The organism is Microbacterium sp. RD1 (genome assembly GCF_052220165.1).
In the GTDB taxonomy this organism is placed as follows: domain Bacteria; phylum Actinomycetota; class Actinomycetes; order Actinomycetales; family Microbacteriaceae; genus Microbacterium.
In genome coordinates this window covers 287,435-313,185 of sequence record NZ_JBQPOL010000002.1, presented here as the reverse complement: position 1 = coordinate 313,185, position 25,751 = coordinate 287,435, and the positions used below count along the sequence as shown (strand labels likewise).

The 25,751-nt window shown below is 68.9% G+C and carries 23 protein-coding genes and 1 rRNA gene; 23 read left to right on the top strand and 1 reads right to left on the bottom strand.

Annotated features, from left to right (window positions below; genetic code table 11):
* Positions 1 to 43: 43 nt before the first annotated feature.
* Positions 44 to 448, bottom strand: a complete 405-nt coding sequence (locus ACTU3I_RS10410; protein WP_442925615.1) for a DUF1844 domain-containing protein — start codon at positions 446 to 448, stop codon at positions 44 to 46.
* A gap of 204 nt (positions 449 to 652) precedes the next feature.
* Between ACTU3I_RS10410 and infC the strand changes: the two genes are divergently transcribed.
* The 23 genes from infC to ACTU3I_RS10295 all read left to right on the top strand — a co-directional run bounded on the left by infC (position 653) and on the right by ACTU3I_RS10295 (position 25,456).
* Positions 653 to 1,324 (top strand): translation initiation factor IF-3, encoded by a 672-nt coding sequence (gene infC / locus ACTU3I_RS10405; protein ID WP_442926394.1) that lies wholly within the window; start codon positions 653 to 655, stop codon positions 1,322 to 1,324.
* Between the two features lie 47 nt (positions 1,325 to 1,371).
* On the top strand, positions 1,372 to 1,566 hold the full coding sequence (rpmI, locus tag ACTU3I_RS10400) for a 50S ribosomal protein L35 (RefSeq protein WP_005048908.1): 195 nt from the start codon (positions 1,372 to 1,374) through the stop codon (positions 1,564 to 1,566).
* A 29-nt stretch (positions 1,567 to 1,595) separates the two neighbouring features.
* The gene (rplT, locus tag ACTU3I_RS10395; RefSeq protein ID WP_442925614.1) at positions 1,596 to 1,979 is read left to right on the top strand and encodes a 50S ribosomal protein L20; all 384 of its coding nucleotides are present in this window, start codon (positions 1,596 to 1,598) and stop codon (positions 1,977 to 1,979) included.
* 144 nt (positions 1,980 to 2,123) lie between these two features.
* Positions 2,124 to 2,924, top strand: coding sequence for a TrmH family RNA methyltransferase (locus tag ACTU3I_RS10390; RefSeq protein WP_442925613.1), 801 nt, complete (start codon positions 2,124 to 2,126; stop codon positions 2,922 to 2,924).
* An 84-nt stretch (positions 2,925 to 3,008) separates the two neighbouring features.
* A complete protein-coding gene (locus ACTU3I_RS10385) occupies positions 3,009 to 3,773 on the top strand; it encodes an amino acid ABC transporter ATP-binding protein (protein WP_442925612.1) in 765 nt (254 codons plus the stop codon).
* A 109-nt stretch (positions 3,774 to 3,882) separates the two neighbouring features.
* A complete protein-coding gene (locus tag ACTU3I_RS10380) occupies positions 3,883 to 4,785 on the top strand; it encodes a glutamate ABC transporter substrate-binding protein (protein WP_442925611.1) in 903 nt (300 codons plus the stop codon).
* Between the two features lie 77 nt (positions 4,786 to 4,862).
* On the top strand, positions 4,863 to 5,519 hold the full coding sequence (locus tag ACTU3I_RS10375) for an amino acid ABC transporter permease (protein ID WP_442925610.1): 657 nt from the start codon (positions 4,863 to 4,865) through the stop codon (positions 5,517 to 5,519).
* Positions 5,516 to 6,433 carry an amino acid ABC transporter permease gene (locus tag ACTU3I_RS10370; RefSeq protein ID WP_442925609.1) on the top strand — a complete coding sequence of 306 codons (918 nt, stop codon included), beginning with the start codon at positions 5,516 to 5,518 and terminating at the stop codon, positions 6,431 to 6,433. Before ACTU3I_RS10375 ends, ACTU3I_RS10370 begins: the two co-directional genes overlap by 4 nt.
* Before the next feature lie 42 nt (positions 6,434 to 6,475).
* On the top strand, positions 6,476 to 7,531 hold the full coding sequence (gene pheS / locus ACTU3I_RS10365; RefSeq protein ID WP_442925608.1) for a phenylalanine--tRNA ligase subunit alpha: 1,056 nt from the start codon (positions 6,476 to 6,478) through the stop codon (positions 7,529 to 7,531).
* Complete coding sequence (gene pheT, locus ACTU3I_RS10360; RefSeq protein WP_442925607.1) at positions 7,531 to 10,035, top strand: phenylalanine--tRNA ligase subunit beta; 2,505 nt, start codon at positions 7,531 to 7,533, stop codon at positions 10,033 to 10,035. The genes pheS and pheT overlap by 1 nt, the downstream gene beginning before the upstream one ends.
* 50 nt (positions 10,036 to 10,085) lie before the next feature.
* Complete coding sequence (locus ACTU3I_RS10355) at positions 10,086 to 11,798, top strand: alpha-glucosidase (protein WP_442925606.1); 1,713 nt, start codon at positions 10,086 to 10,088, stop codon at positions 11,796 to 11,798.
* Between the two features lie 246 nt (positions 11,799 to 12,044).
* Positions 12,045 to 13,094, top strand: coding sequence for an N-acetyl-gamma-glutamyl-phosphate reductase (gene argC, locus ACTU3I_RS10350; RefSeq protein ID WP_442925605.1), 1,050 nt, complete (start codon positions 12,045 to 12,047; stop codon positions 13,092 to 13,094).
* Positions 13,091 to 14,248: a bifunctional glutamate N-acetyltransferase/amino-acid acetyltransferase ArgJ gene (gene argJ / locus ACTU3I_RS10345; protein WP_442925604.1), complete on the top strand. Its 1,158-nt coding sequence runs from the start codon at positions 13,091 to 13,093 to the stop codon at positions 14,246 to 14,248. The genes argC and argJ overlap by 4 nt, the downstream gene beginning before the upstream one ends.
* Positions 14,245 to 15,147: an acetylglutamate kinase gene (gene argB, locus ACTU3I_RS10340; RefSeq protein WP_442925603.1), complete on the top strand. Its 903-nt coding sequence runs from the start codon at positions 14,245 to 14,247 to the stop codon at positions 15,145 to 15,147. Before argJ ends, argB begins: the two co-directional genes overlap by 4 nt.
* The gene (locus ACTU3I_RS10335) at positions 15,144 to 16,382 is read left to right on the top strand and encodes an acetylornithine transaminase (protein ID WP_442925602.1); all 1,239 of its coding nucleotides are present in this window, start codon (positions 15,144 to 15,146) and stop codon (positions 16,380 to 16,382) included. Before argB ends, ACTU3I_RS10335 begins: the two co-directional genes overlap by 4 nt.
* Entirely contained in the window at positions 16,379 to 17,302 is a 924-nt protein-coding gene (argF, locus tag ACTU3I_RS10330) for an ornithine carbamoyltransferase (protein ID WP_442925601.1), read from the top strand. Before ACTU3I_RS10335 ends, argF begins: the two co-directional genes overlap by 4 nt.
* The gene (locus tag ACTU3I_RS10325; RefSeq protein WP_442925600.1) at positions 17,281 to 18,402 is read left to right on the top strand and encodes a heparan-alpha-glucosaminide N-acetyltransferase domain-containing protein; all 1,122 of its coding nucleotides are present in this window, start codon (positions 17,281 to 17,283) and stop codon (positions 18,400 to 18,402) included. The genes argF and ACTU3I_RS10325 overlap by 22 nt, the downstream gene beginning before the upstream one ends.
* 9 nt (positions 18,403 to 18,411) lie before the next feature.
* A complete protein-coding gene (gene argH / locus ACTU3I_RS10320; RefSeq protein WP_442925599.1) occupies positions 18,412 to 19,842 on the top strand; it encodes an argininosuccinate lyase in 1,431 nt (476 codons plus the stop codon).
* Between the two features lie 51 nt (positions 19,843 to 19,893).
* A complete protein-coding gene (locus tag ACTU3I_RS10315; RefSeq protein ID WP_442925598.1) occupies positions 19,894 to 20,544 on the top strand; it encodes a SatD family protein in 651 nt (216 codons plus the stop codon).
* Positions 20,541 to 21,236, top strand: a complete 696-nt coding sequence (locus ACTU3I_RS10310) for a hypothetical protein (protein ID WP_442925597.1) — start codon at positions 20,541 to 20,543, stop codon at positions 21,234 to 21,236. The genes ACTU3I_RS10315 and ACTU3I_RS10310 overlap by 4 nt, the downstream gene beginning before the upstream one ends.
* 42 nt (positions 21,237 to 21,278) lie before the next feature.
* Positions 21,279 to 22,592 (top strand): tyrosine--tRNA ligase, encoded by a 1,314-nt coding sequence (gene tyrS / locus ACTU3I_RS10305; protein WP_442925596.1) that lies wholly within the window; start codon positions 21,279 to 21,281, stop codon positions 22,590 to 22,592.
* A 6-nt stretch (positions 22,593 to 22,598) separates the two neighbouring features.
* A complete protein-coding gene (locus ACTU3I_RS10300) occupies positions 22,599 to 23,396 on the top strand; it encodes a DUF4184 family protein (RefSeq protein WP_442925595.1) in 798 nt (265 codons plus the stop codon).
* Between the two features lie 540 nt (positions 23,397 to 23,936).
* A 16S ribosomal RNA gene (locus tag ACTU3I_RS10295) occupies positions 23,937 to 25,456 on the top strand.
* Positions 25,457 to 25,751: the final 295 nt, after the last annotated feature.

Sequence of the window (25,751 nt, the reverse complement as noted above, 5' to 3'; positions counted from 1 at the left end):
TCGCGCGAAGACACGACGTGTGTTGGCGAGTCGACGGGGAGGATCAGGTGACGGGACCGGTCCACTTCTCGCCGGGACCCTTGCCGATCGGATCCGGGATCACCGACGCCTCGCGGAAGGCCAGCTGCACGGAGCGCAGGCCGTCGCGCAAGGACCGCGCGTGCATGTCGCTGATCTCCGGCGCGCCGGCGGTGATGAGCCCGGCGAGGGCGTTGATGATCTTGCGCGCCTCGTCGAGGTCGGTCTGATGATCCGGGTCGTCGGCGAGGCCGACCTTCACCGCGGCGGCGCTGAGGAGGTGCACGGCCGTGGTCGTGATCACCTCGACGGCCGGCACGTCGGCGATGTCGCGGGACGCGGATGACGCGGCGCGCTCCTGGTCCTCCCAGCGCGACAGACGTTCGGCATCGGGGGAGGAGGCGGCGGAATCGCCGGAGATCGTGTCCACGTCGTACTCTCTGCTAGACTATGGCGGGCTTCGGAGGGTTCTCCTCCGAACGAAAGAGGATTCCATCCCACCCGCGCTTGCCGCTCCAGGCTACCGGGTCCACACGCTCCGCTCCGCTCGCCGGGGTCGTTCGGGCGTAGAAGCCGGCGCTCGCGTCGTGCTCGGGTGGCGTGCGACTCCTCTTCCGCCTCCATCGCTTCCGCGATGCAGGAGCCGTCACCGAAGAAAGAGGAGTTCCGCATCAGCGATCCCCGCACCAACGAGCGCATCCGCGTCCCGGAGGTCCGACTCGTCGGACCCAACGGCGAACAGGTCGGCATCGTCCGCATTGAGGCTGCGTTGCGTCTGGCTCAGGAGGCGGACCTCGACCTGGTCGAGGTTGCGCCCAATTCGCGGCCGCCCGTGGTCAAGATCATGGACTACGGCAAGTTCAAGTACGAGGCTGCGCAGAAGGCGAAGGAAGCTCGCCGCAACCAGGCCAACACGGTCCTCAAGGAGGTCCGGTTCCGTCTGAAGATCGAAGCTCACGACTACATAACCAAACTCAAGCGCGCCGAGGGCTTCCTGCAGGCCGGTGACAAGGTCAAGGCCATGATCCTGTTCCGCGGTCGGGAGCAGTCCCGGCCCGAGCAGGGTGTGCGCCTGCTTCGCAAGTTCGCCGAGGATGTCGCCGAGTTCGGCACCGTCGAGTCGAACCCGACCATCGATGGTCGCAACATGGTCATGGTGGTGGCTCCCCACCGCAACAAGTCCGACGCGAAGGCCGAGCAGAACGCTCAGCGCGACGCGCAGCGCGCCGCTAACAAGGAAGCTGCGCGTTCGGCGCGCGGCGACGCCCCGGCGGCGGAAGCGCCCGCAGAGGCTCCGGCCGAGTAAGGCCCCCACGACTCCCGCCCGGCGGGATAGACAACGAAGGAAGAGAAATGCCGAAGCAGAAGACCCACTCGGGTGCCAAGAAGCGTTTCAAGGTCACCGGCAGCGGAAAGATCAAGAAGCAGCAGGCGAACCTCCGCCACAACTTCGAGGGCAAGCCCACCAAGCGCACCCGCCGCCTCTCCGCGGACAAGATCCTTGCTCCCGGTGACGCCAAGGTCGCCAAGAAGCTGCTCGGTATCTGAGCGCCCTCGCACGTTAGGAAATAGAAGAAATGGCTAGAGTCAAGCGGGCCGTCAACGCCCACAAGAAGCGCCGCGTCATCCTCGAGCGCGCCGAGGGCTACCGCGGTCAGCGTTCGCGTCTGTACCGCAAGGCGAAAGAGCAGGTCACCCACTCGCTCGTCTACGCGTACCGGGACCGCCGCAAGCGCAAGGGCGACTTCCGCCGCCTGTGGATCCAGCGCATCAACGCCGCTGCCCGCCAGAACGGCATCACCTACAACCGCTTCATCCAGGGTCTGAACCTGGCCGGGGTGCAGGTGGACCGTCGCATCCTCGCCGAGCTCGCCGTGAACGAGCCCGCCGTGTTCGCGTCGCTGGTGGGAACCGCCAAGAGCGCACTGCCCGGCGACGTCAACGCCGCGAAGACCGCGTAATCGCCGCATCCGGCTTAATGGGGTGTCCTCTTCGGAGGGCGCCCCTTTCGCATTTCGGCGAGACGGCGTCCGCACCACCAAACTGCATGCGACGGATGCTGTTTCGTGGCGGGCGTGGAGTCTCGCGGTCAATACACTGAGCGTGTGCTGGAGAATCCGCGTTCACCACGCGTGCGCGCCGTCGCGAAGCTGAGCAAGCGCAGTGCCCGGGCCGAGACCGGGCTGTACCTGCTCGAAGGCCCGCAGGCCGCCCGTGAGGCGCTCTCGTACGTCCCCGACACGGTGGTGGAGCTGTTCGCCACCCCCACCGCGATGGAGAAGCACACCGACATCCGCGATGCCGCGCGAAGCGCCGACGTCGACCTGCAGTTCACGACGGAGGACGTGCTGGCTGCGATGGCCGACACCGTCACGCCCCAGGGGATCGTCGCCGTCGCGCGGCAGGCGCCCACGGCGCTGAAGGACGTCTTCGCCGCGGGCCCGCGGCTCGTCGCGATCTGCGAAGAGGTGCGCGATCCGGGAAACCTCGGCACCATCATCCGGGCGGCCGACGCCGCGGGTGCGGATGCCGTGATCCTCACCGGTCGAACGGTCGACCCGTACAACCCGAAGGTCGTGCGCGCCACCACGGGCTCGCTCTTCCACCTGCCGGTGACGGTGGGGGTGGAGCTGACCGCCGTCGTCGAGCGCGCGCACGAGGCGGGACTGCGCGTCGTGGCCGCCGATGTCGACGGCAGCGATTTCCTCGCGTCGCGGGAGCTCCTCGCCGAGGCCACCGCGTGGCTCTTCGGCAATGAGGCGCGCGGCCTGGACGAGACCGCCCTCGCCCACGCGGACCTGGCACTCCGGCTCCCCATCTACGGACGTGCGGAGTCGCTGAACCTCGCGACGGCGGCCAGCGTCTGCCTCTACGAGACTGCCTTCGCTCAGCGCGCGAGTTCGTGACGCGCGCCGCACCGGCTGTCACAAGTCGGTAAAGGCGCGGGTCAATGCCTGGCCGCGGGCCGAGAGCATCCCTATGGTTTACCCATGGAGAACCCCGGCTCCCGCGCTTCAGGCGACCCCCTCGTCGTTCTCGCGGATGTGCAGAAGCATTATGGCGACTTTCAAGCCCTGAAAGACATCGATCTGACGGTCGGTCGCGGGGAGGTCGTCGTCGTGATCGGCCCGTCGGGGTCGGGCAAGTCCACGCTGTGCCGCGCGATCAACCGGCTCGAGACCATCACGTCCGGCACGATCACGATCGACGGGAAGGAGCTTCCCAAGGAGGGCAAGGCGCTCGCCGAGCTCCGAGCCGACGTGGGCATGGTGTTCCAGTCCTTCAACCTGTTCGCCCACCTCACGATCCTGCAGAACGTCACCCTCGGCCCGATGAAGGTCCGCGGCGTCAAGAAGGCCGAGGCCGAGCGCGAGGCGCGCCAGCTCCTGGACCGGGTGGGCGTCGGCGCGCAGGCCGACAAGCTTCCCGCGCAGCTCTCGGGCGGTCAGCAGCAGCGCGTAGCCATCGCCCGCGCCCTCGCGATGCGGCCGAAGCTCATGCTGTTCGACGAGCCGACCAGCGCGCTGGATCCCGAGATGATCAACGAGGTCCTGGACGTCATGGTCGGGCTCGCCCGCGACGGGATGACGATGATCGTCGTCACTCACGAGATGGGGTTCGCGCGCAAGGCCGGCGACCGCGTCGTCTTCATGGCCGACGGCCAGATCGTCGAGCAAGCCGCGCCGGACCAGTTCTTCACGAACCCGCAGTCCGATCGCGCCAAGGACTTCCTCTCCAAGCTCATCACCCACTGACCGCACAGCACCGACACCGGAGAGGAGCCGCGCCAGACCCTTTCGACGCCCCCGCCGGTCCGCTCAGCGGATCGCGCCACCGTCCCTTCCCGCACAAGGAGATCCCCCAATGCGAAAGTCCCGAATTCTCACCGGCATCGGCCTCGCCGCCGTCGCCATGATCACTCTCAGCGCTTGTAACAGCGGCTCGCCCACCGACCCCGGCGCCGGCGGCACGGAGACCGGCGGCGACGAAGCACTGTGGGAGGTCGCCACCGAGGTCGACCTCACCGACAGCCCGACCTACGACCGCATGGTCGAGCGGGACGGCGTCATCGTGGGCGTCAAGAACGACCAGCCCGGTCTCGGCTATGAGGACGCCGTCAGCGGCGAGCGGACCGGTTTCGACGTCGACATCGCCCGGTGGATCGCGGCATCCCTGGGCTTCGACGAGGACCAGATCGAGTACGTCACGATCCCCTCCAACAACCGGGAGCAGGCGATCGTCAACGGTGACGTGGACTACTACGTCGGCACCTACTCCATCACCGACGGCCGCAAGGAGCAGATCGACTTCGCCGGGCCGTACTTCCTCACCGGTCAGGGTCTCCTCGTGGCCGCCGATGACGACTCGATCAGCGGACCCGAGGATCTCGCGGGCAAGATCGTCTGCTCGGTCACCGGTTCCACGCCCCTGCAGCGGATCCGCGATGAGTACAGCCCGGGCGACACGGTCGAGTACGACACGTACTCGCAGTGCGTCGAGCAGCTCAAGGCGGGCTCGGTCGACGCCATCACGACGGATGAGGCGATCCTCGCGGGGTACGTCGCACAGGAGCCGGATGCGCTCAAGATCGCCGGCGAGCCCTTCAGTGAGGAGCGCTACGGCGTCGGCCTGGAAAAGGGCGACACGGCGCTGAAGGATCACATCAACGCGCTGTTCACGGACGGCGGAGATGTCTGGACCGCGCTGTTCGAGCAGCACCTCGCCCCGGCCGGCATCGAGGGCGAGCAGCCCGCCGTCGACGAGTGAGCTGACGGGGACGGCGCCTCTCGCGCCGTCCCCGTCACCGCTTCCTGCCATTGCCGACAGCCCGGAAAGGACCCGCCGTGGGAGTCATCACCGACAACCTCGACCTGTGGGGGACGTTCCTCCTCGGGACGCTTCTGCTGTTCGCCGGAGGCGGCGTGCTCGCCCTCGTCCTGGGGACGATCGTCGGCGCGATGCGGGTGTCGCCGATCCCCGTGGCACGCGCGGTCGGCACGCTCTACGTGAACACGATCCGCAACACGCCGCTCACGCTGGTGTTCTTCGCGTTCTCCTTCGCGCTGCCGCCGCTGCTCGGGTTGCGACTGACCGAGCCGGTCTCGATCACTCTGGCCATCTGCGCGCTGGGCGTCTACACCGCCACCTACGTCGCCGAGACGATCCGGTCGGGGATCAACACCGTCCCCGTCGGTCAGGCCGAGGCGGCGCGCGCGTTGGGGCTGACCTTCGCGCAGGTGATGGGGTCGGTCGTGATGCCGCAGGCGTTCCGCTCGGTCATCCCTCCGATGATGAGCGTATTCATCGCCCTACTCAAGAACACGACGGTCGCCGCCGGGTTCTCGGTCATCAACCTGGGCTCGATCCGCAGCTACCTCAGTGAGCGCGGCGAGAACCAGTTCGTCGTGATCCTGTGGGTCATGGTGATCTTCATCGCCTTGGTGCTGCTGCTGTCCTGGGCGCAACGACGTCTCGAGAACCGTTGGAGGCTGGCGCGATGAGCAGCGTTCTGTACGACGTCCCCGGTCCCCGGGCGATCGCCCGCAACCGCATCCTCGGTGTTCTCACGGTGCTGGTCGTGGCCGCGGTGATCGGATTCCTCCTGTGGCGGCTTGCCGCGACGGGGCAGTTCACGGCCCAGAAATGGGCGGCCTTCACCTACACCAACGTGTGGGTCAACATCGGCCAGGCGACGCTTCGCACGCTCGCCGCCTTCGCCGCCGCGGCCGTCGGGGCCCTCGCTCTCGGATTCCTGCTGGCGATCGGACGGCTCTCGGATCACGCGTGGGTGCGGGCGCCTTTCACCGTCGTCATCGAGCTGCTGCGCGCCGTGCCGGTCCTGGTGTTCATGTTCCTGCTCTATTACGGACTCCCCGTCGTCGGGGTGCGGATGGAGCCGTACTGGGCCGTCGTCATCGCGCTGATCGCGTACAACGGCTCCGTGCTCGCAGAGGTCTTCCGCGCCGGCGTCGAGTCGCTTCCGCGGGGGCAGAAGGAGGCGGGATACGCGCTCGGGCTCCGCAAGTCGGGTGTCATGCGCCTGATCCTGCTTCCCCAGGCGATCCGCGCGATGATGCCCGTGATCATCGCCCAGCTCGTCGTGACGCTGAAGGACACCGCTCTCGGGTTCATCATCACCTACCCCGAGCTGCTCTTCTACGCCAAATACCTCGGCTCGCAGTCGAGCATCGGCTCGCCGATCATCCCGGCGACCATCGTCACCGGCGCCATCTACATCGCGCTGTGCCTGATGCTCTCCTACGTCGCGACGCTCGCGGAGCGACGATTGCGCCGATCGCCGCGGACCGTGCGGGTGGCGGGTGCGAACCAGCCCACGCAGGAGGTCACCGACACCGAGCTGATCGTCGCCCAGCGCGGACTCGGCAAGCACGACGGCACGAGCACGAGTGTCTGACCCGGCGGGCGGAGCATCCGCCCCTCGGTAGACTCGTCTCTCGTGTCCGACGCACCCGAGATCACCACGCCGTTGATCAGCGCAGCAGCGGTCCACTCCGCCGTGGATGCGGCCCTCGCCGCGTTCGCCGCGGCCGGCAGCACCGCCGAGCTCAAGGCCGCCCGTGCGGCGCACAGCGGAGAGTCCTCGCCGCTGTCGCGTCTCAACGCGAAGCTGCGCGATGTCGCCCCCGAGCGCAAGGCCGAGCTCGGCAAGCTCGTCGGCCAGGCGCGCGGGCGGGTCAACCAAGCGCTGGCGGCGCGCGAGCGAGAGATCGCCGAGTCCGAGACCGCCGCGCGGCTGGAGGCCGAGCGCGTCGACGTGACCGCCCTCCCGCAGCGCGCCCGCGTCGGGGCGCGGCACCCGATCTCCCTCCTGCAGGAACAGGTCTCCGACATCTTCGTCGGCATGGGGTGGGAGATCGCGGAGGGCCCCGAGCTCGAGCACGAGTGGTTCAACTTCGACGCCCTGAACTTCGACGAGGATCACCCCGCGCGCCAGATGCAGGACACGTTCTTCGTCGATCCCGTCGCCCGGCACCTCGTCATGCGCACGCACACGAGCCCCGTGCAGGTGCGCTCGATGCTCGAACGCGACCTGCCCATCTACGTGCTGTGCCCGGGCCGGGTGTACCGCACCGACGAGTTCGACGCGACGCATCTGCCGGTCTTCACGCAGTTCGAGGGGCTCGTCGTGGACAAGGGCATCACGATGGCGCACCTCAAGGGAACGCTCGACCACGCGGCCAAGGTGCTCTTCGGTCCGGAGGCCAAGACGCGGTTCCGCGCGAACTTCTTCCCCTTCACCGAGCCGTCGGCCGAGCTGGACCTCTGGCACCCCACCTTCAAGGGGGGCGCGCGCTGGATCGAGTGGGGCGGATGCGGCATGGTCAACCCCAACGTGCTGCGCGCCGCGGGGATCGACCCCGAGGTGTACTCGGGTTTCGCGTTCGGCATGGGAATCGAGCGGACCCTGATGTTCCGCAGCGACGTGCAGGACATGCGCGACATGGCCGAGGGTGATGTGCGTTTCAGCGAGCAGTTCGGAATGGTGGTCTGATGCGCGTCCCGCTGTCTTGGTTGCGCGAGTTCGTCGACGTCCCGGCGGAGGCGACGCCCGAGGACATCCTCGCGGCGCTGGTGTCGGTGGGCTTCGAAGAGGAGGACGTGCACCGCTTCGAGCTGCAGGGCCCCATCGTCGTCGGGCGCGTGCTCGAGTTCGTCGAGGAGCCGCAGTCCAACGGAAAGACCATCCGCTGGTGCCAGGTCGACGTCGGCGAGGACGCCCCGCGCGGGATCGTGTGCGGCGCCGGCAACTTCTTCGCGGGCGACCTGGTCGTGGTGACCCTTCCCGGATCCGTCCTTCCCGGGCCCTTCCCGATCGCGGCGCGCAAGACGTACGGGCATGTCTCCGACGGCATGATCGCGTCGGCGAAGGAGCTCGGCCTCGGCAACGAGCACTCCGGCATCCTGCGGCTGGCCGAGCTGGGGATCGACGCCGAGCCCGGCACCGACGCGATCGCGCTCCTCGGGCTCGACGACGTGGCAGTGGAGATCAACGTCACGCCCGACCGCGGCTACGCGCTGTCGATGCGTGGCGTTGCGCGCGAGTACGCCCACGCCACCGGCGCGAACTTCCGCGATCCCGGCGCCGGGCACGCGGATGCCGCGGACCGCACGCCGTCCGGTTTCTCGATCGTCGTCGACGACCGCCTGCCCATCCGAGGCCGTGTGGGGGCGAGCGAGTTCGTCGTGCGGATCGTCCGCGACGTCGACCCGTCGCGCCCCACCCCGCCGTGGATGACCGCGCGCCTGGCACTCGGCGGCATCCGCTCCCTCGGGGTGCTCATCGACATCACCAATTACGTCATGCTCGAGCTCGGCCAGCCGATCCACGGTTACGACCTCGACCGGCTCACTGGCGGCATCACCGTGCGGCGGGCCGAGGCGGGGGAGAAGCTGGAGACCCTGGACGGGCAGGTGCGCACGCTGGATCCGGAAGACCTGCTCATCACCGACGAGTCCGGTCCCATCGGTCTCGCCGGCGTCATGGGGGGTGGCACGACGGAGATGAGCGACGCCACCCGCAACGTGCTCATCGAGGCGGCGACCTTCGACACCGTCTCGATCGCCCGCACTGCGCGACGGCACAAGCTGCCGTCCGAGGCGTCGCGCCGCTTCGAGCGCGGCGTCGACCCGCTCGTTCCGTTCGTCGCGGCCGAGCGGGTGGCCGAGCTGATGGTCGAGCTCGCCGGCGGCACCCTCGACACCGATCTCGGCGCTTCGCTCGGCACGACCTACGAGCGCGAGGCGATCGCGCTCCCCGACGGTTTCGTCGCCGGCCTCATCGGCGTCGACTACACGGCGGAAGAGGTCTCGGCGGCCCTGCGACTTGTCGGATGCGACGTCGACGACAGTGCGTCCCCGTGGCGAGCCGTCCCGCCGTCGTGGCGGCCCGACCTCACCGACAAATGGACGCTGGCCGAAGAGGTCGCGCGTATCGAGGGTTACGACCGCATCCCCTCGGTGCTGCCCGTCCCGCCGTCCGGGCGCGGCTTCACGGCCGCGCAGCAGGGGCGCCGGCGCGTCTCGAACGCGCTCGCCGCAGCGGGATACGTCGAGACGCCGTCCTTCCCGTTCACGACCGAGGAGCTCAACACGCTGCACGGCTCGGCGACGGGGGAGTCACTGCCGAGCGTGAAACTCGCCAACCCGCTCGACGGTCAGGCACCGTTCCTGCGGCGCTCGCTCATACCCGGGCTGCTCGCCGCGGCTCACCGCAATGTCTCGCGGGGCCTGGTCGACCTGGCGCTGTTCGAGACCGGCACGGTGTTCCTCCCCGAGCCGGGAGTGGTCTACGGCACCGACACGATTCCGCCCCTCGCCCAGCGACCGGATGAGGCGACCCTCGCCGAGCTCAACGCGGCCATCCCGCGACAACGGCGTTTCGTGGCGGTGCTTCTCGCGGGCATGCGCGTGACCAAGCAGCCCGGCCAGCCGGCCGTCCCCGCCGATCTCGCCGACGCCGTGGACGCGGTCCGCACGATCGCCGCGGGTGCGGGGGTGCGCGCCGATGTGCTGCAGGGCGCGCGGCATGCGCTGCACCCCGGCCGCACCGGCAGCGTGCGGGTCGACGATGTCGAGGTCGGATACGTCGGCGAACTCCTGCCCTCCGTCGCACAGGCCGCCGACCTTCCCGGTCGCGTCCTCGTCGCCGAGCTCGACCTGGATCGGCTGCTGGAGCTGTCCGGCCGCGCCGTCGTGGCCGAGTCGCTGTCGGGCTTCCCGGCCGCGACGCAGGACGTCTCGCTCGTCGTGACCGACGGCATACCCGCCGCCGACGTGCGCGCCGCGCTCGTGGAAGGCGCCGGTCCGCTGTTGGAGGACGCGCGCCTCGTCGACGACTACCGTGGCCCGGGCGTCCCCGAACACAGCAAGAGCCTGACCTTCGCGCTGCGCTTCCGCGCCCCCGACCGCACCCTCACGGCGGCGGAGGCCACCGACGCCAAGCTCGCCGGGGTGGCCGTAGCGGCCGAGCGCCTCGGAGCCCGCATCCGCGACTGACGCGGCATCGCGCTGGCAAGCCGCCGAACGCTGTGCAAGGCTCGGGAGGGATGACTCCCCCCGAGATCGAGCGGCCTGACTGGTTTCGCAGCGCCGTGGTGTACCAGGTCTACCCCCGCAGTTTCCAGGATTCCGACGGCGACGGCGTCGGCGATCTCCGCGGCATCCGCAGCCGCCTGGACCACCTGGAGATGCTGGGCGTCGACGTGATCTGGCTCTCGCCCGTCTACCGGTCGCCGCAGGCCGACAACGGGTACGACATCAGCGACTACGAGGACATCGACCCGACCTTCGGCACGCTGGCCGACTTCGACGAGCTGCTCGAGGACGTGCACGCGCGCGGCATGAAGCTCGTGATGGACCTCGTGGTCAATCACACCTCCGACGAGCACCCCTGGTTCGTGGAGTCCCGATCGAGTCGCGACAACCCCAAGCGGGACTGGTACTGGTGGCGGCCCGCCCGTGCGGGCACCGAGCCTGGCCGCCCAGGAAGCGAGCCGACCAACTGGGAATCGTTCTTCTCCGGCCCCACGTGGCAGTGGGACGAGCCCACCGGCGAGTACTACCTGCACCTGTTCGACCGCAAGCAGCCCGACCTCAACTGGGAGAACCCCGAGGTGCGGCACGCGGTGTACGCGATGATGCGTCGCTGGCTCGATCGCGGGATCGACGGCTTTCGGATGGACGTCATCAACCTCATCTCGAAGCATCCGGATCTCCCCGACGGCGCCGTGCGCTCGGGCAGCGCGTTCGGCGACGGCTTCCCGTACTACGCCGCCGGCCCGCGCCTGCACGAATACCTCCAGGAGATGCACCGCGAGGTCTTCGCGGGACGCGTCGGTCTCCTCACGGTGGCCGAGACGCCGGGGGTCACGCAGTCCGAAGCTGTGCTGTTCACCGATCCCGCCCGCCGCGAGGTCGACATGGTGTTCCAGTTCGATCACGTCGGATTGGACCACGGACCGGGGAGCAAGTTCCACACGCGGACGCTGGAGCCGGGGGAGCTGGCAGCGTCGTTCACGTCGTGGCAGGACGCGCTCGCCGAGGTCGGATGGAACAGCCTCTACCTCGCCAATCATGATCAGGCCCGGCCGGTGAGTCGCTTCGGCGACGACGACCGGTGGTGGCGGGAGTCGGCGACGGCGCTGGCGACGATCCTGCACCTGCAGCGGGGGACGCCCTACATCTACCAGGGCGAGGAGATCGGGATGACCAACACCGTCTTCTCGTCCATCGAGGATTTCCGCGACGTCGAATCGTTGAACCACTTCGCGCACGAGATCGCGCGCGGATCCTCGCCCGCCGAGGCGCTTCTCGGACTGTCGTCGCAGAGCCGTGACAACGCGCGTACCCCGGTGCAGTGGGAGGACGCCCCGCAGGCCGGTTTCACGACCGGCGTCCCGTGGCTCGCGGTCAACCCCAACGCCGACCGCATCTTCGCCGCCGCGCAGTACGACGACCCGCGCTCGGTCTTCTCGCACTACCGCGCGCTCGTGCGACTCCGCCACGAGATGCCGGTCGTCGCGCACGGATCCTTCGCGCGGATCGACGCCGGGGACCCGGCGATCTTCGCGTTCGAACGACGCTGGAAAGACGACCGGATGCTCGTGGTGGCGAACCTCTCGTCGGATCCGCGCCGGCCGGTCTGGCCGGGCGTGCTCGCCGAGTGGTCGGCCGCGCCGGTCGTGCTCGGCAACGGTGCGCAACCGGCGTCCTTGGACGCCGAGTTGCCGCCGTGGGCCGCCCAGGTCCGCACTGCCTGAGCCGCTCACCCGCACCGGATCGCGGGAATCTCGATGCTCCGTGCGCTGATCGATGCGGCGGAACGGGGGATTTGCGTGCGGGAGGGTCGCGGGGCTAGGGTCGCGGCATGTCTTCCGCATCCGATGTGCTCGTCATGAGCTTCCCGGGTGCGCGCGGCGGCCGCCGACTCTAGGCGACCCCGGGACGCGTCTGCGGCCGGTGTCGCCGTTCCTGGCCCCGTCGTCCCAGACAATAAGGTGGAAGTCATGCCCTCTTCGGTCGCCGTCTCCGGCGCCTCCGGCTATGCCGGTGGCGAGATCCTGCGGATTCTCGCGGGCCATCCGGACGTCGAGATCCGCACGGTCACCGCGCACTCGAACGCCGGTCAGCCTCTCATCGAGCATCAGCCGCACCTGCGCTCGCTCGCGGCCCTGACTCTGCAGGAGACGACCCCCGACGTGCTCGCCGGTCACGACATCGTGGTGCTCGCCCTGCCCCACGGCCAGTCCGCGCAATACACCGACGCACTCGCAGACGTGCCGCTCGTGATCGATGCGGGCGCCGACCACCGGCTGACGTCCCCGGCGGATTGGGCCCGCTTCTACGGCGGCGACCACTCCGGCGCGTGGACCTACGGCGTCCCCGAGCTGCCGGTCGGCGGCGGCAAGCAACGCGAGGCTCTGCGGGGCGCGACGAGGATCGCCGCCCCCGGATGCAACGCCTCGACGGTGTCGCTGAGCGTCGCGCCGGGGGTGGCGGCCGGGGTGATCGACCCGAGCGACATCGTCAGCGTCCTCGCCGTCGGCCCGAGCGGCGCCGGCAAGAGCCTCAAGACCAACCTCCTCGCCAGCGAGATCCTCGGTTCCGCGAATCCGTACGCCGTCGGGGGCAGCCATCGGCACATCCCCGAGATCCGGCAGGCCCTCGTGGCGGCCGGGGCGGATGCGGCCGCGGTGCGGATCTCGTTCACGCCGGTGATCGTCCCCATGGCACGCGGCATCCTCGCCACCACGTCCGCGCCGATCACGCCCGGTGTCAGCGACGCGCAGATCCGCGATGCCTGGGAGAGCGCGTACGCGGGGGAGCTGTTCGTGCAGCTGCTGCCGGCCGGTTCTTTCCCCCGGACGGCCGACGTCGTCGGTGCCAATACTGCCCTGCTCGGCCTCGCGATCGATCGGGACGCGAACCGCGTCGTCGTCGTGGCCGCGGTCGACAACCTCGTGAAAGGGACGGCCGGCGCGGCCGTGCAGTCATTGAACATCGCGCTCGGGCTGCCCGAGGACCGGGCGCTGAGCGTGAACGGAGTGGCACCGTGAGCGTCACCGCCCCCGCCGGATTCGAGGCGGCGGGCGTCGCCGTCGGGCTGAAGTCCACCGGCAAGCCCGATGTGGCCGTCGTCGTCAACCGCGGCCCGCTGAAGGTCGGCGCCGCGGTCTTCACGTCGAACCGGGCCAAGGCCAACCCGATCCTGTGGTCCGAGCAGGCCATCCGCGACGGCGTCGTCGAGGCGATCGTGCTCAACTCCGGCGGGGCGAACTGCTTCACGGGGTCGTTCGGATTCCAGACGACGCATCAGACCGCCGAAAAGACCGCCGAGTTGTTGGGGGTCTCCGCCGGGGACGTGCTCGTCTGCTCCACGGGCCTCATCGGCACGGGCGACGAGGTCTTCCGCGGCAAAGTGCTGGCCGGGGTCGAGGAGGGGATCATCGCGCTCTCTCCCGACGGGGGAGTGGACGCATCGCTGGCCATCCTGACGACCGACTCCCGCCCCAAGCGCGCTGTCCGAAGCGCCGACGGCTGGACGATCGGCGGCATGGCCAAGGGGGCCGGGATGCTCGCGCCGGGCCTGGCCACCATGCTCGTGGTGATCACGACCGACGCCGTCCTCGACGCGGCCGAGGCGGACGCAGCGCTCCGCGCAGCCACGCGGGTGAGCTTCGACCGACTCGACTCGGACGGGTGCATGTCGACCAACGACCAGGTGACGCTGCTGGTCAGCGGCGCGAGCGGCGTCCGGCCCGCAATGGTGGACTTCACCGTCGCGCTCACCGCCGTGTGCGACGACCTCGCCGCGCAGCTGCAGGGCGACGCCGAGGGCGCGAGTCACGACATCACCATCCGCGTCGTGTCCGCCGCGAGCGAGGACGACGCCGTCGCGGTGGGCCGCTCCGTTGCACGCAACAACCTCTTCAAAGCGGCCATCTTCGGCAACGACCCGAACTGGGGACGCGTCCTGGCGGCCATCGGCACCACGGATGCCGCGTTCGACCCGTACGACGTGGACGTGTGGATGAACGGTGTGCGCGTGTGCACAGCGGGCGGCCCCGACCGGCCCCGCGAGGACGTCGACCTGACGCCCCGCGCCACCGACCTGGTGATCGACCTCCGGGTCGGCGACGCGGCTGCCACCATCCGGACCAACGACCTCACGCACGACTACGTCCACGAGAACAGCGCCTATTCGTCATGACCGGAATCGACCTGCAGGACACCGATCCCGCCGCCGCCAGCTCATGGGCCGCGACGCTCATCGACTCGCTCCCGTGGCTGCGCCGCTATCGCGACAGGGTGATCGTCATCAAGTACGGCGGCAACGCGATGGTCAGCGACGAGCTGCAGGACGCCTTCGCCGCCGACATCGCGTACCTCCGTCACGTCGGCATCCTCCCCGTCGTCGTCCACGGCGGCGGTCCGCAGATCTCGTCGATGCTCGATCGCCTCGCGATCCCCAGCGAGTTCAAGGGCGGCTATCGCGTGACCTCGACCGAGGCGATCTCGGTGGTGCGAATGGTGCTGACGGGCCAGATCAACCCGCAGCTGGTGGCCAAGGTCAATGCGCACGGCCCGCTGGCGACGGGACTCAGCGGCGAGGACGCCGGTCTGTTCGGCGGACGACGCCGGGGCGTGGTCGTCGACGGCGTCGAGCACGATCTCGGCCGCGTCGGCGACGTGGTCTCGGTCGACCCGCGGCCGGTGCTCGACCACCTCGCCGCCGGGCGCATCCCGATCGTCTCGAGCATCGCCCCCGACCTCGACAACCCCGGCCATTCGCTCAACGTCAACGCGGATGCGGCGGCTGCGGCTCTGGCGACAGCGCTCCGAGCCGAGAAGCTCGTCGTCCTCACCGACGTCCCCGGCCTCTACGCCGATTGGCCGAACCGGGACTCGCTGGTCTCCCACCTCACCTCGACCGAACTGCGTGCGATGATGCCGCGGCTCGAGTCGGGCATGATCCCGAAGATGCAGGCGTGCCTGGACGCCGTCGACGGCGGAGTCCCCACGGCGGCCATCATCGACGGCCGGGTCCCGCACTCGGTGCTCGTCGAGCTGTTCACCAGCAAGGGGATAGGAACGGAGGTCGTCGCATGAACGACATCGGCACCTGGCAGGACGACGCGAGCCGCGATCTCGTGCGCAGCTTCGGCGACCGGATGGCGCTGTTCGTGCGCGGCGAAGGCGCCTACCTCGAGGACGGCCAGGGCCGGCGCTACCTCGACTTCCTCGCGGGGATCGCCGTGGATGCCCTGGGTCACGCCCACCCGGCCTTCGTGAACGCCGTGTCCGAGCAGGCAGCCACCCTCGCGCACGTCTCCAACTACTTCGCCACGCCGCCGCAGCTGGCGCTCGCCGCGCAGCTGAAGCGCCTGGCCGGCACCGGCCCCGGTGGGCGGGTGTACTTCGGCAACTCGGGGGCCGAGGCCAACGAGGCGGCGTTCAAGCTCGCACGCCTGCACGGCCGCGACAGCGGCCGCTCGCGCATCCTCACCCTGGAGGGAGGATTCCACGGTCGCACCATGGGGACTCTCGCGATGACGGGCAAGCCCGCCCTCCAGGCGGATTTCCTCCCCATGGTTCCCGGGGTCGAGCACATCGCCCCGACGGTCGAGGCGCTCGAGGCGGCGCTGGACGAGCAGGTCGCCGCCCTCGTGGTCGAGCCCGTGCTCGGCGAGGCCGGGGTGGTCGAGCTGCCCGCGGGCTACCTCGAGGCCACCCGCGCGCTCACGCAGCGCGCCGGTGCACTGCTCATCGTCGATGAGATCCAGACCGGTGCCGGGCGCACCGGTGCGTGGTTCGCCTTCCAGCATGCCGGGATCACCCCCGACGCCATCACCGTCGCCAAGGGCATCGGCGGCGGCTTCCCGATCGGCGCGCTGATCACCTTCGGCGCGGCCAGCGAGCTGTTCTATCCCGGCACCCACGGATCGACCTTCGGCGGCAATGCGCTCGGCACCGCCGTCGCCGGTGCCGTGCTCGCGGAGATCGAGCGCGCGGGGCTCGTCGAGAACGCGCGCGTGCGCGGAGAGCAGCTTCGCGCAGCGATCGAGGGGCTCCGTTCGCCGCTGGTCACCGGCATCCGCGGCCGCGGACTGCTGCTGGGCGTCGCGCTCGCGCATCCGGTCGCCAAGGCCGTCGTCGCCGCCGCGCAGGAGCACGGCCTCATCGTCAATGCACCCAATGACGCCACCATCCGGCTCGTCCCGCCGCTGATCATCGGCGACGCCGAGATCGCCGAGTTCGTCGAGCTGTTCGCCGCGGCCCTGGCCACCGTGTCCGACTCGCTGCTGCTGGACGAGTCCGCCGCCCCCGAGGGAGTGACCGCATGACCCGCCACCTGCTGCGCGACGACGACCTCAGCCCCGCCGAACAGGCCGAGATCCTCGATCTGGCCATCGAGCTGAAGAAGGACCGCTGGGCGCACAAGCCGCTCGCGGGCCCCCAGACCGTCGCGGTGATCTTCGACAAGTCCTCCACGCGCACGCGCGTGTCGTTCGCGGTGGGGATCGCGGACCTCGGGGGGTCGCCGCTCATCATCTCGACCGCGAACAGCCAGCTCGGCGGCAAGGAGACGCCGTCCGACACCGCCCGCGTCCTGGAGCGGCAGGTCGCGGCCATCGTGTGGCGCACCTACGCGCAGGCGGGGCTGGAAGAGATGGCCCGCGACACCCGGGTACCGGTGGTCAACGCATTGAGCGACGACTTCCACCCGTGTCAGCTGCTGGCCGATCTCCTCACGATCCGGGAGCACCGCGGCGAGCTCGAGGGCCTCACGCTGTCGTTCTTCGGCGACGGCCGCAGCAACATGGCGCACTCCTACGTGCTGGCCTGCGTCACCGCGGGGATGCACGTGCGCGTCGCGTCGCCGGAGTCGTATGCGCCGCGCGAGGACGTGGTGGCCGATGCCGATGCCATCGCCGCCCGGACGGGTGGGTCGGTCACCCTCCTCACCGACCCCAACGAGGCCGCGGCCGGCGCCGACGTCGTCGTCACCGACACGTGGGTGTCGATGGGCAAGGAGGAGGAGAAGCTCGCGCGACTGCGCGATCTGGGTGCGTACAAGGTCACGACGGAACTCATGTCCCTCGCGCGGCCCGACGCCACCTTCATCCACTGCCTGCCCGCCGACCGCGGATACGAGGTCGACGCCGAGGTGATCGACGGACCGCAGAGCGTCGTCTGGGACGAGGCGGAGAACCGGCTCCACGCGCAGAAGGCGCTGCTGGTGTGGCTGTTGCGCCAGGGCTGAACGCCGCTCTCCTCACGCGCTGGCGACGGTTCGACGGGCCCTCGCGCCTGGGCGGCATCGACCTCGCCCGCGGCCTCGCCGTGGTCGGGATGCTCGCGGCCCACCTCGTGGCGATCGACGACTTCGCCCTCGGCGATCCTGCGACGTGGATCGACGTCGTCAACGGGCGGTCGTCGATCCTGTTCGCCACCCTCGCCGGTGTGTCCATCGCGCTCGTGACCGGCGGGCGCACGCCGATGCGCGGCTCCGCGCGCGGGCGGGCATCCGCGCGGCTCGCGGTGCGGGCGGGTGGGCTGTGGGTGCTCGGCATCCTGCTGGTCGCGACGGGCGTACCGGTCTATGTGATCCTGCCGGCCTATGCGATCCTCTTCCTCCTCGCGCTGCCCTTCCTGGGGATGCGCCCGCCCCTGCTGTTCGCCATCGCGGCTGCGGTGGCGGTGGTCATGCCGTTCCTGCAGGCGGTGTGGGACGCATCGCCGTTCTGGGACACCCCGGAGGGTGCGAGCGTGGGCGCCCTGATCGGGTGGGCCTACCCGTTCCCCCTCTGGATCGCCTTCCTCCTCTCCGGGATGGCCGTCGGGCGAACGAACCTGCGGTCGGCCCGCGTGGCGTTCGTCCTGTTGCTCTCCGGAGCCGCGCTCGCTGCGGGAGGCTACGGTCTGGCCGCGTGGTCGGGATCGAGCGAAACAGACGAACCCCTCTCCCTCCTTGCGGCCGTGTGGACGGCGCGTGCGCATTCCGGCGGCGTTCTCGAGGTCGTCGGGTCCGGAGGATTCGCGCTCGCGGTCATCGGGGCCAGCCTCCTGCTGTGCCGGACGGTCCTGCGCTGGCTCGTGGTGCCGCTGCGCGCCGTGGGCGCGATGCCCCTGACCGCCTACACGGCTCAGCTCGTGGTGTGGGCGGTCGCCGCTGTCGCGGTGTTCGGGACGACGGAGCATCTGGACGCCTTCCGGAGCCTGGAGCCGTTCTGGCCGATGACCCTCGGGATCACGGCCGCCTGCACCCTGTGGGTGATCCTCGTCGGCCGCGGCCCGCTGGAGGCGGCGATGGCGTGGCTGACGCGAGCGGTGGTGCGGGGGCCTGCCGAGGCGCGTCGATAGGCTGGGTGCATGAGCGACGCGAGCGGCCACGGCACGAACGAGGGTGCCCTGTGGGGCGCTCGTTTCGCGGGTGGCCCTTCGCCCGAACTCGCCGCTTTGAGCCGGTCGACGGCCTTCGACTGGGATCTCGCGCTCTACGACATCGCCGGCTCGCACGCGCACGCCGTGGCGCTGGAAGCCGCCGGCTACCTGGACGCCGACGAGGCGCGGAGGATGCACGCCGGTCTCGACGCCCTCGCCGAGCGCATCGCCGACGGAACCCTTGTCGCGGGGCCCGACGACGAAGACGTCCACGGTGCCCTGGAGACGGCGCTCATCGAGGAGGTCGGGCCGGCCCTCGGCGGCAAGCTCCGCGCCGGCCGCAGTCGCAACGATCAGATCGCCACCCTCATCCGGCTCTATCTGCGCGACCACTCGCGGACCGTTGCCCGTGAACTGCTGCGCCTCATCGACGCGATCGTGTCACAGGCCGAGGCGCACCCCGACGCGATCATGCCGGGCCGCACGCACCTGCAGCACGCACAGCCCGTGCTGCTGGCCCACCACCTCCAGGCCTACGGATGGACGCTCGTCCGCGGGCTCGAGCGGCTTCGCGACTGGTCGGTACGTGCGGCGGTCTCGCCGTACGGCGGGGGAGCGCTCGCGGGCTCCTCGCTGGGCCTGGACCCGGCGCTGGTCGCCCGCGAGCTGGGGCTGTCGGGCCCGGCGGAGAACTCGCTGGACGGCACGGCTTCGCGAGACGTCGTCGCGGAGTTCGCCTTCGTCACGGCGATGATCGCGGTGGACCTCTCCCGCTTCGCCGAAGACGTCATCCTGTGGAACACGCGCGAGTTCGGCTTCGTCACCCTCGACGACGCGTACTCGACCGGGTCGAGCATCATGCCGCAGAAGAAGAACCCCGACATCGCCGAGCTCGCCCGCGGCAAGGCGGGCAGGCTGATCGGCAATCTGACCGGATTGCTCGCGACGCTGAAGGGGCTGCCGCTGGCGTACAACCGCGACCTGCAGGAGGACAAGGAGCCGGTCTTCGACTCCGTCCGCTCCCTCGAGCTCGTCCTGCCGGCTTTCGCCGGCATGATCGCCACTTTGCGATTCGACACCGATCGGATGGCCGCGCTCGCGCCCGAGGGTTTCTCGCTTGCGACGGACGTGGCCGACTGGCTCGTGCGTCGCGGCGTGCCGTTCCGCGATGCGCATGAGATCTCCGGCTCTCTCGTGCGCGCGTGCGAGGAACGCGGGATCGGCCTGTCGGATGCGCCGGATGCGGTGCTGGCGGACGTGTCGCCCTTGCTCACCCCTGAGGTTCGCGACGTGCTGACGATCGAGGGTTCCGTCGCCAGCCGCGCGGGGGCGGGCGGCACGGCGCCGATGCGGGTGGCCGAGCAGCGGCGGGCTCTGATCGCGCGGGCGCAGAGCGTCTCCCGCGAACTCCTCGAGTAGGACATAAGGGTATAGCTGATAATCGAAGAAGATCAGCTATATACTTATTCCATGACGTCCTCTGCTGCGGTGATCGCCGACATCGTCGGCTCACGGCGACTCGGCGACCGCGGGGCCGCGCAGAAAGTGCTGGAGGCGACCATCGCACGCGTGGAGGCCGAGCAACCCCGCGCCGAGCGTCCGCTCGCTCCGACCGTAGGCGACGAGCTGCAGGCGGTCTACCCCACGCTCGAGGACGCGCTGGCCGGTCTGCTCCTGATACAACTCGCCCTCCCGGACGACGTGGAGTGCCGTTTCGGCATCGGGTGGGGGGAGATCGGCTCCATACCCTCCCGCGCCCCCGATCTCACCGACGGGCCGGGGTGGTGGGCGGCCCGCGCCGCGATCGAGACCGTTCACGCCCTGCAGCAGCGCGCCGCGCCGAGCGCCCGCGTCCGCGTGGTCGCAGCCCCCGAGGAGAATGCCGCCATGGGACCCATCGTGGCCTTCGCCAACGCCTACCTGCTCACACGCGATCAGCTCGTCGGAACCATGAGCGAGCGCACCCGGCGTCTGGTCTACGGGCGGTGTCTCGGACGAACGCAGCGCTCCCTCGCCGCCGCCGAGGACATCACCCAATCCGCCGTCTCGCAGGCGCTCGCCGCCGCCGGCGGCGGCGCGATCGTCGAGGGCTTCCACGCTCTCGACGGGGTGCGCGCATGATCCTCGCCGGCGTTGTGCTGCTCAGTGTCGGCGGGGCCGATCTCGTGCGCCAGTTCGCCGGGCGCCGGCGGCGCTGGCTGGTGTACCTCATCGCGGGGCTGATCCTCCTCGGAGCGACCGCCGCCCTCGATGCGGTGCCCGCTGCGGTGATCGGTGCCCTGGCGGCGACGGCGTGGGTGCTCGTGGTCAAGGCCGACGGCACGTCGCGCGCGGGGATCTGGGCGGCAGCGGTGCTTGCCGTCGTGTGCGCCGCTGCCGTCTTTGCGGCGCCCGCCCGGCCGGCACCCGGGCCGCTCTCGGATCTGTGGCAGCCCGCGGGCCCGTTCGGCGCCGTCCCGCTGGATACGCTCGTGGCAGCCACGGGCGCCGTCGTCTTCCTCCTCGAATCGGGCAACATCCTCGTGCGCTCGGCGCTTCGACGGGAGATGGCCCTCCCGCCGGCGGAGTCAGGGCTCAAGGGCGGCCGGCTCATCGGCCCTCTCGAGCGCGTGCTGGTCTTCGCCCTGACCCTGGCCGGCGCCTACACGCTGCTGGCCGCTGTCCTCGCTGCGAAGGGCATCGTCCGGTTCCCCGAGATCTCGCGCGACGGCGAGAGCGGCGACCGGGCCGAGTACTTCCTCGTCGGGAGCCTCGTGAGCTGGGTCGCCGCCCTCGGCGCGGCATTCCTCGTCTGGTGGGGCGCGGCGTCCTAGCCGTGGCGGGATGCCGCGTACCCCGCTGATAGCCTGAAAGGCGTGTCTGTTTCCCCGTCCGACAGCGGTCTGAACGCGCTCGCGCCCGCGAACGATCCCACCTTCGGCAACGTGTGGGACGAACTCGAGTGGCGAGGTCTCGTCCACGTCTCCACCGACGCGGAGACGCTGCGCGAGCTCCTGGGCGGGCCTTCGATCGTCTTCTACTGCGGCTTCGATCCGACCGCGCCGAGCCTTCACCTGGGGAACCTCGTCCAGCTGCTGACGATGCGCCGGCTCCAGCTGGCGGGGCACCGTCCGCTGGGACTAGTCGGCGGGTCGACCGGGCTCATCGGCGATCCGCGTCCCACCGCGGAGCGCACGCTTCACACGCGGGAGACGGTGGAGGAGTGGGTGGGGTCGCTGCGCACCCAGGTGGAGCGGTTCCTGAGTTTCGACGGCGACAGCGCCGCGCGCATCGTCAACAACCTCGACTGGACCGCGCCGCTCAGCGCCATCGACTTCCTCCGTGAGATCGGTAAGCACTACCGCGTGGGCACGATGCTCAAGAAAGACGCCGTCGCAGCGCGGTTGAATTCCGAAGCTGGGATCAGCTACACCGAGTTCAGCTACCAGATCCTTCAGGGCCTGGACTACCTCGAGCTGTTCCGCAGCTACGACTGCGTCCTGCAGACCGGTGGCAGCGATCAGTGGGGGAACCTCACCAGCGGTGTGGATCTCATCCACCGCGTCGAGGGCGCAGCCGTCCACGCGCTCGGTACGCCCCTCATCACCAACGCGGACGGGACGAAGTTCGGCAAGAGCGAGGGCAACGCGATCTGGCTGGATGCCGAGATGTGCAGCCCCTACGCGTTCTACCAGTTCTGGCTCAACACCCTGGACGCCGACGTCATCGCACGACTGAAGGTGTTCACGTTCCTCCCGAGCGCCGAGATCGCGGAGTACGAACGGCGGGTGGCCGAGGAGCCCTTCCGGCGTGCGGCGCAGCGAAGGCTGGCTGCCGAGGTGACGACCTTCGTGCATGGCCCGGAGGCGGCGGCGGCGGTTGCGGCGGCATCCGAGGCGCTCTTCGGGGCAGGGGATCTGGCGGCGCTGGATGCCGCGACGCTGCGCAGCGCCCTGGAGGAGCTCCCGAACGCACGTCTGGCGGCGGGGACGCCGGTGGTGGAGGCACTCGTGGAGACGGGTCTGGTCTCGAGCCTCAGTGAGGCGCGGCGCGCCATCTCGCAGGGCGGGGTGTCACTCGACGGCGAGAAGGTCGCCGCCGACGACGCGGTGGTGACCGGTTCGCTCCCGGGGGGAGTGTCGGTGCTGCGTCGCGGCAAGAAGACACTCGCCGGGATCCTCCTCGCCTGAACGCCCATGCCGTTCACTCCGAGTCACGCCGTCGTGGCTCTCGCGTTCGTGCGGACGCCGCTGATTCCGGCGGCGATCGCCGTCGGCGCGATGACCCCCGATCTGCCGCTGTTCGTGCGGGCGATCGTGCCGGCTTACGGCCGAACGCATGACCTGGCATGGCTCCCGCTCACCCTCGTCTGGGCCCTCGCGCTTCTGCTGATCTGGCGGGTCGCGCTGCGCCCGGCCACCCGCGAACTCGCCCCGTCCGCACTGGCGGCGCGGCTGCCGGCGGAATGGGACGCCGGTGCCGCACACGGGATCCGGGAGACCCTCGGCGTCGGGCGCGGACGGTTCTCCCCGACGACGCTCGGGTTGACGCTGGTCTCCCTGGCCGTGGGGATCGTGACGCATATCGCGTGGGACCTCTTCACGCACGAGGGGAGGGGCGGGGTGACCCTGCTTCCCGCGCTCGCCCAGATGTGGGGACCGCTGCCGGGATACCGGTGGCTGCAGCATCTGTCCAGCGCGCTTGGTCTCGCAGGGCTCGCGGTGTGGGCGGGCGTCTGGTTGACGCGGCGCCCCGTCGAGCCGGTCAGGCGGCTCCTACCGGCAGCGGTCAGGGTGAGCTGGTGGGTGTCGCTGCCGGCGATCCTGATCCTCGCCTGGGTGGGGGGTCTGGCCGTCGCCGGCTCCCTCTCGGACGAGTTCACCGCCGCCCACCTCGCCTATCGAGTGCTGCCCCCGGCCTGCGCGGCGTGGGGAGGCGCGAGCCTGTTGCTGGCGGTGCTCGTACAAGCCCTCCGCGCCCGTCAGAGGGCCTAACGGGCCTCGAGGCTGAAATCGCGGAATCTCGGGGTTCTCGCCCGCGACACGCCCGGGATGCGCCCTGATTTGCCCGTCCTGCGGATCCCACGTAACTTATTACTTGTTCGCCCCACAGGGGAGAGCGGAGAGGCCGAAAGGCCCCGCTTCCTCTCAAGCGGAGAACCACCCCCAACCTCACACCCACTTGAGTGTGAACGACCTCCGGGTCTAGGATGGGGTTTCCGGCCGCCCCGGCCATGTCACCCCGACGCCCTGCTCCGATTCGGAGCGTGAAAACGTCGACTTGACAAGCGGAGCGAATCGGATACAGTAGAGAAGTTGCCCTGCGGGCGAAGCTGAGAGGCTGAGCAGCAGGAGCATCCGATCCTTGAGAACTCAACAGCGTGCACTTGTCAAATGCCAAAAAACCTCGCGGTCAGCTTGTCTGACCGATGAGATTCTTTTGAGATTAAACGGATAAATGTCAGTAATGACATCCGATCGTCAGATCAAACTCGCTCGATCGAACCCATTCCGGTTCGATCGCAGCAAAATTCTTTTACGGAGAGTTTGATCCTGGCTCAGGATGAACGCTGGCGGCGTGCTTAACACATGCAAGTCGAACGGTGAAAGAGAGCTTGCTCTCTGGATCAGTGGCGAACGGGTGAGTAACACGTGAGCAACGTGCCCCAGACTCTGGGATAACAGCTGGAAACAGCTGCTAATACCGGATACGAGACGTGAAGGCATCTTCAACGTCTGGAAAGAACTTCGGTCTGGGATCGGCTCGCGGCCTATCAGCTAGTTGGTGAGGTAATGGCTCACCAAGGCGTCGACGGGTAGCCGGCCTGAGAGGGTGACCGGCCACACTGGGACTGAGACACGGCCCAGACTCCTACGGGAGGCAGCAGTGGGGAATATTGCACAATGGGCGCAAGCCTGATGCAGCAACGCCGCGTGAGGGACGACGGCCTTCGGGTTGTAAACCTCTTTTAGCAGGGAAGAAGCGAAAGTGACGGTACCTGCAGAAAAAGCACCGGCTAACTACGTGCCAGCAGCCGCGGTAATACGTAGGGTGCAAGCGTTATCCGGAATTATTGGGCGTAAAGAGCTCGTAGGCGGTTTGTCGCGTCTGCTGTGAAAACTGGAGGCTCAACCTCCAGCCTGCAGTGGGTACGGGCAGACTAGAGTGCGGTAGGGGAGATTGGAATTCCTGGTGTAGCGGTGGAATGCGCAGATATCAGGAGGAACACCGATGGCGAAGGCAGATCTCTGGGCCGTAACTGACGCTGAGGAGCGAAAGGGTGGGGAGCAAACAGGCTTAGATACCCTGGTAGTCCACCCCGTAAACGTTGGGAACTAGTTGTGGGGACCATTCCACGGTTTCCGTGACGCAGCTAACGCATTAAGTTCCCCGCCTGGGGAGTACGGCCGCAAGGCTAAAACTCAAAGGAATTGACGGGGACCCGCACAAGCGGCGGAGCATGCGGATTAATTCGATGCAACGCGAAGAACCTTACCAAGGCTTGACATATAGAGGAAACGGCTGGAAACAGTCGCCCCGCAAGGTCTCTATACAGGTGGTGCATGGTTGTCGTCAGCTCGTGTCGTGAGATGTTGGGTTAAGTCCCGCAACGAGCGCAACCCTCGTTCTATGTTGCCAGCACGTAATGGTGGGAACTCATGGGATACTGCCGGGGTCAACTCGGAGGAAGGTGGGGATGACGTCAAATCATCATGCCCCTTATGTCTTGGGCTTCACGCATGCTACAATGGCCGGTACAAAGGGCTGCAATACCGTAAGGTGGAGCGAATCCCAAAAAGCCGGTCCCAGTTCGGATTGAGGTCTGCAACTCGACCTCATGAAGTCGGAGTCGCTAGTAATCGCAGATCAGCAACGCTGCGGTGAATACGTTCCCGGGTCTTGTACACACCGCCCGTCAAGTCATGAAAGTCGGTAACACCTGAAGCCGGTGGCCCAACCCTTGTGGAGGGAGCCGTCGAAGGTGGGATCGGTAATTAGGACTAAGTCGTAACAAGGTAGCCGTACCGGAAGGTGCGGCTGGATCACCTCCTTTCTAAGGAGCATCTGAAGGCTTCGGCCTTCCAGAACCCAGATCGAGGACACACGTTCTTCGCTGGGAGCTCATGGGTGGAACATTAGACAAGGTGCCTTTCGGAACATCCGGATCCCAGTACGTCGCTTGCGACTGGAAGAGATCCTGGTGAGACGATCGGCACATGCACGCTGTTGGGTCCTGAGGGACCGGATGCGGGAAACCGCAGCTGAACCTCAGGGCCTTTTTCGATGTCGCAGCAGCGGCACGCGGAGAAGGTACCGCCCGTACTTTGAGAACTACACAGTGGACGCGA

What these genes read in the sequence shown, in the direction of transcription:
- argC (WP_442925605.1), top strand. Translation starts at nt 12,045, where the DNA reads ATGCCCTCTTCGGTCGCCGTCTCCGGCGCCTCCGGCTATGCCGGTGGC.
- ACTU3I_RS10370 (WP_442925609.1), top strand. Translation starts at nt 5,516, where the DNA reads ATGAGCAGCGTTCTGTACGACGTCCCCGGTCCCCGGGCGATCGCCCGC.
- infC (WP_442926394.1), top strand. Translation starts at nt 653, where the DNA reads ATGCAGGAGCCGTCACCGAAGAAAGAGGAGTTCCGCATCAGCGATCCC.
- ACTU3I_RS10385 (WP_442925612.1), top strand. Translation starts at nt 3,009, where the DNA reads ATGGAGAACCCCGGCTCCCGCGCTTCAGGCGACCCCCTCGTCGTTCTC.
- rplT (WP_442925614.1), top strand. Translation starts at nt 1,596, where the DNA reads ATGGCTAGAGTCAAGCGGGCCGTCAACGCCCACAAGAAGCGCCGCGTC.
- pheT (WP_442925607.1), top strand. Translation starts at nt 7,531, where the DNA reads ATGCGCGTCCCGCTGTCTTGGTTGCGCGAGTTCGTCGACGTCCCGGCG.
- argB (WP_442925603.1), top strand. Translation starts at nt 14,245, where the DNA reads ATGACCGGAATCGACCTGCAGGACACCGATCCCGCCGCCGCCAGCTCA.
- rpmI (WP_005048908.1), top strand. Translation starts at nt 1,372, where the DNA reads ATGCCGAAGCAGAAGACCCACTCGGGTGCCAAGAAGCGTTTCAAGGTC.
- argF (WP_442925601.1), top strand. Translation starts at nt 16,379, where the DNA reads ATGACCCGCCACCTGCTGCGCGACGACGACCTCAGCCCCGCCGAACAG.
- ACTU3I_RS10380 (WP_442925611.1), top strand. Translation starts at nt 3,883, where the DNA reads ATGCGAAAGTCCCGAATTCTCACCGGCATCGGCCTCGCCGCCGTCGCC.
- ACTU3I_RS10310 (WP_442925597.1), top strand. Translation starts at nt 20,541, where the DNA reads ATGATCCTCGCCGGCGTTGTGCTGCTCAGTGTCGGCGGGGCCGATCTC.
- ACTU3I_RS10300 (WP_442925595.1), top strand. Translation starts at nt 22,599, where the DNA reads ATGCCGTTCACTCCGAGTCACGCCGTCGTGGCTCTCGCGTTCGTGCGG.
- ACTU3I_RS10355 (WP_442925606.1), top strand. Translation starts at nt 10,086, where the DNA reads ATGACTCCCCCCGAGATCGAGCGGCCTGACTGGTTTCGCAGCGCCGTG.
- ACTU3I_RS10335 (WP_442925602.1), top strand. Translation starts at nt 15,144, where the DNA reads ATGAACGACATCGGCACCTGGCAGGACGACGCGAGCCGCGATCTCGTG.
- argH (WP_442925599.1), top strand. Translation starts at nt 18,412, where the DNA reads ATGAGCGACGCGAGCGGCCACGGCACGAACGAGGGTGCCCTGTGGGGC.
- ACTU3I_RS10315 (WP_442925598.1), top strand. Translation starts at nt 19,894, where the DNA reads ATGACGTCCTCTGCTGCGGTGATCGCCGACATCGTCGGCTCACGGCGA.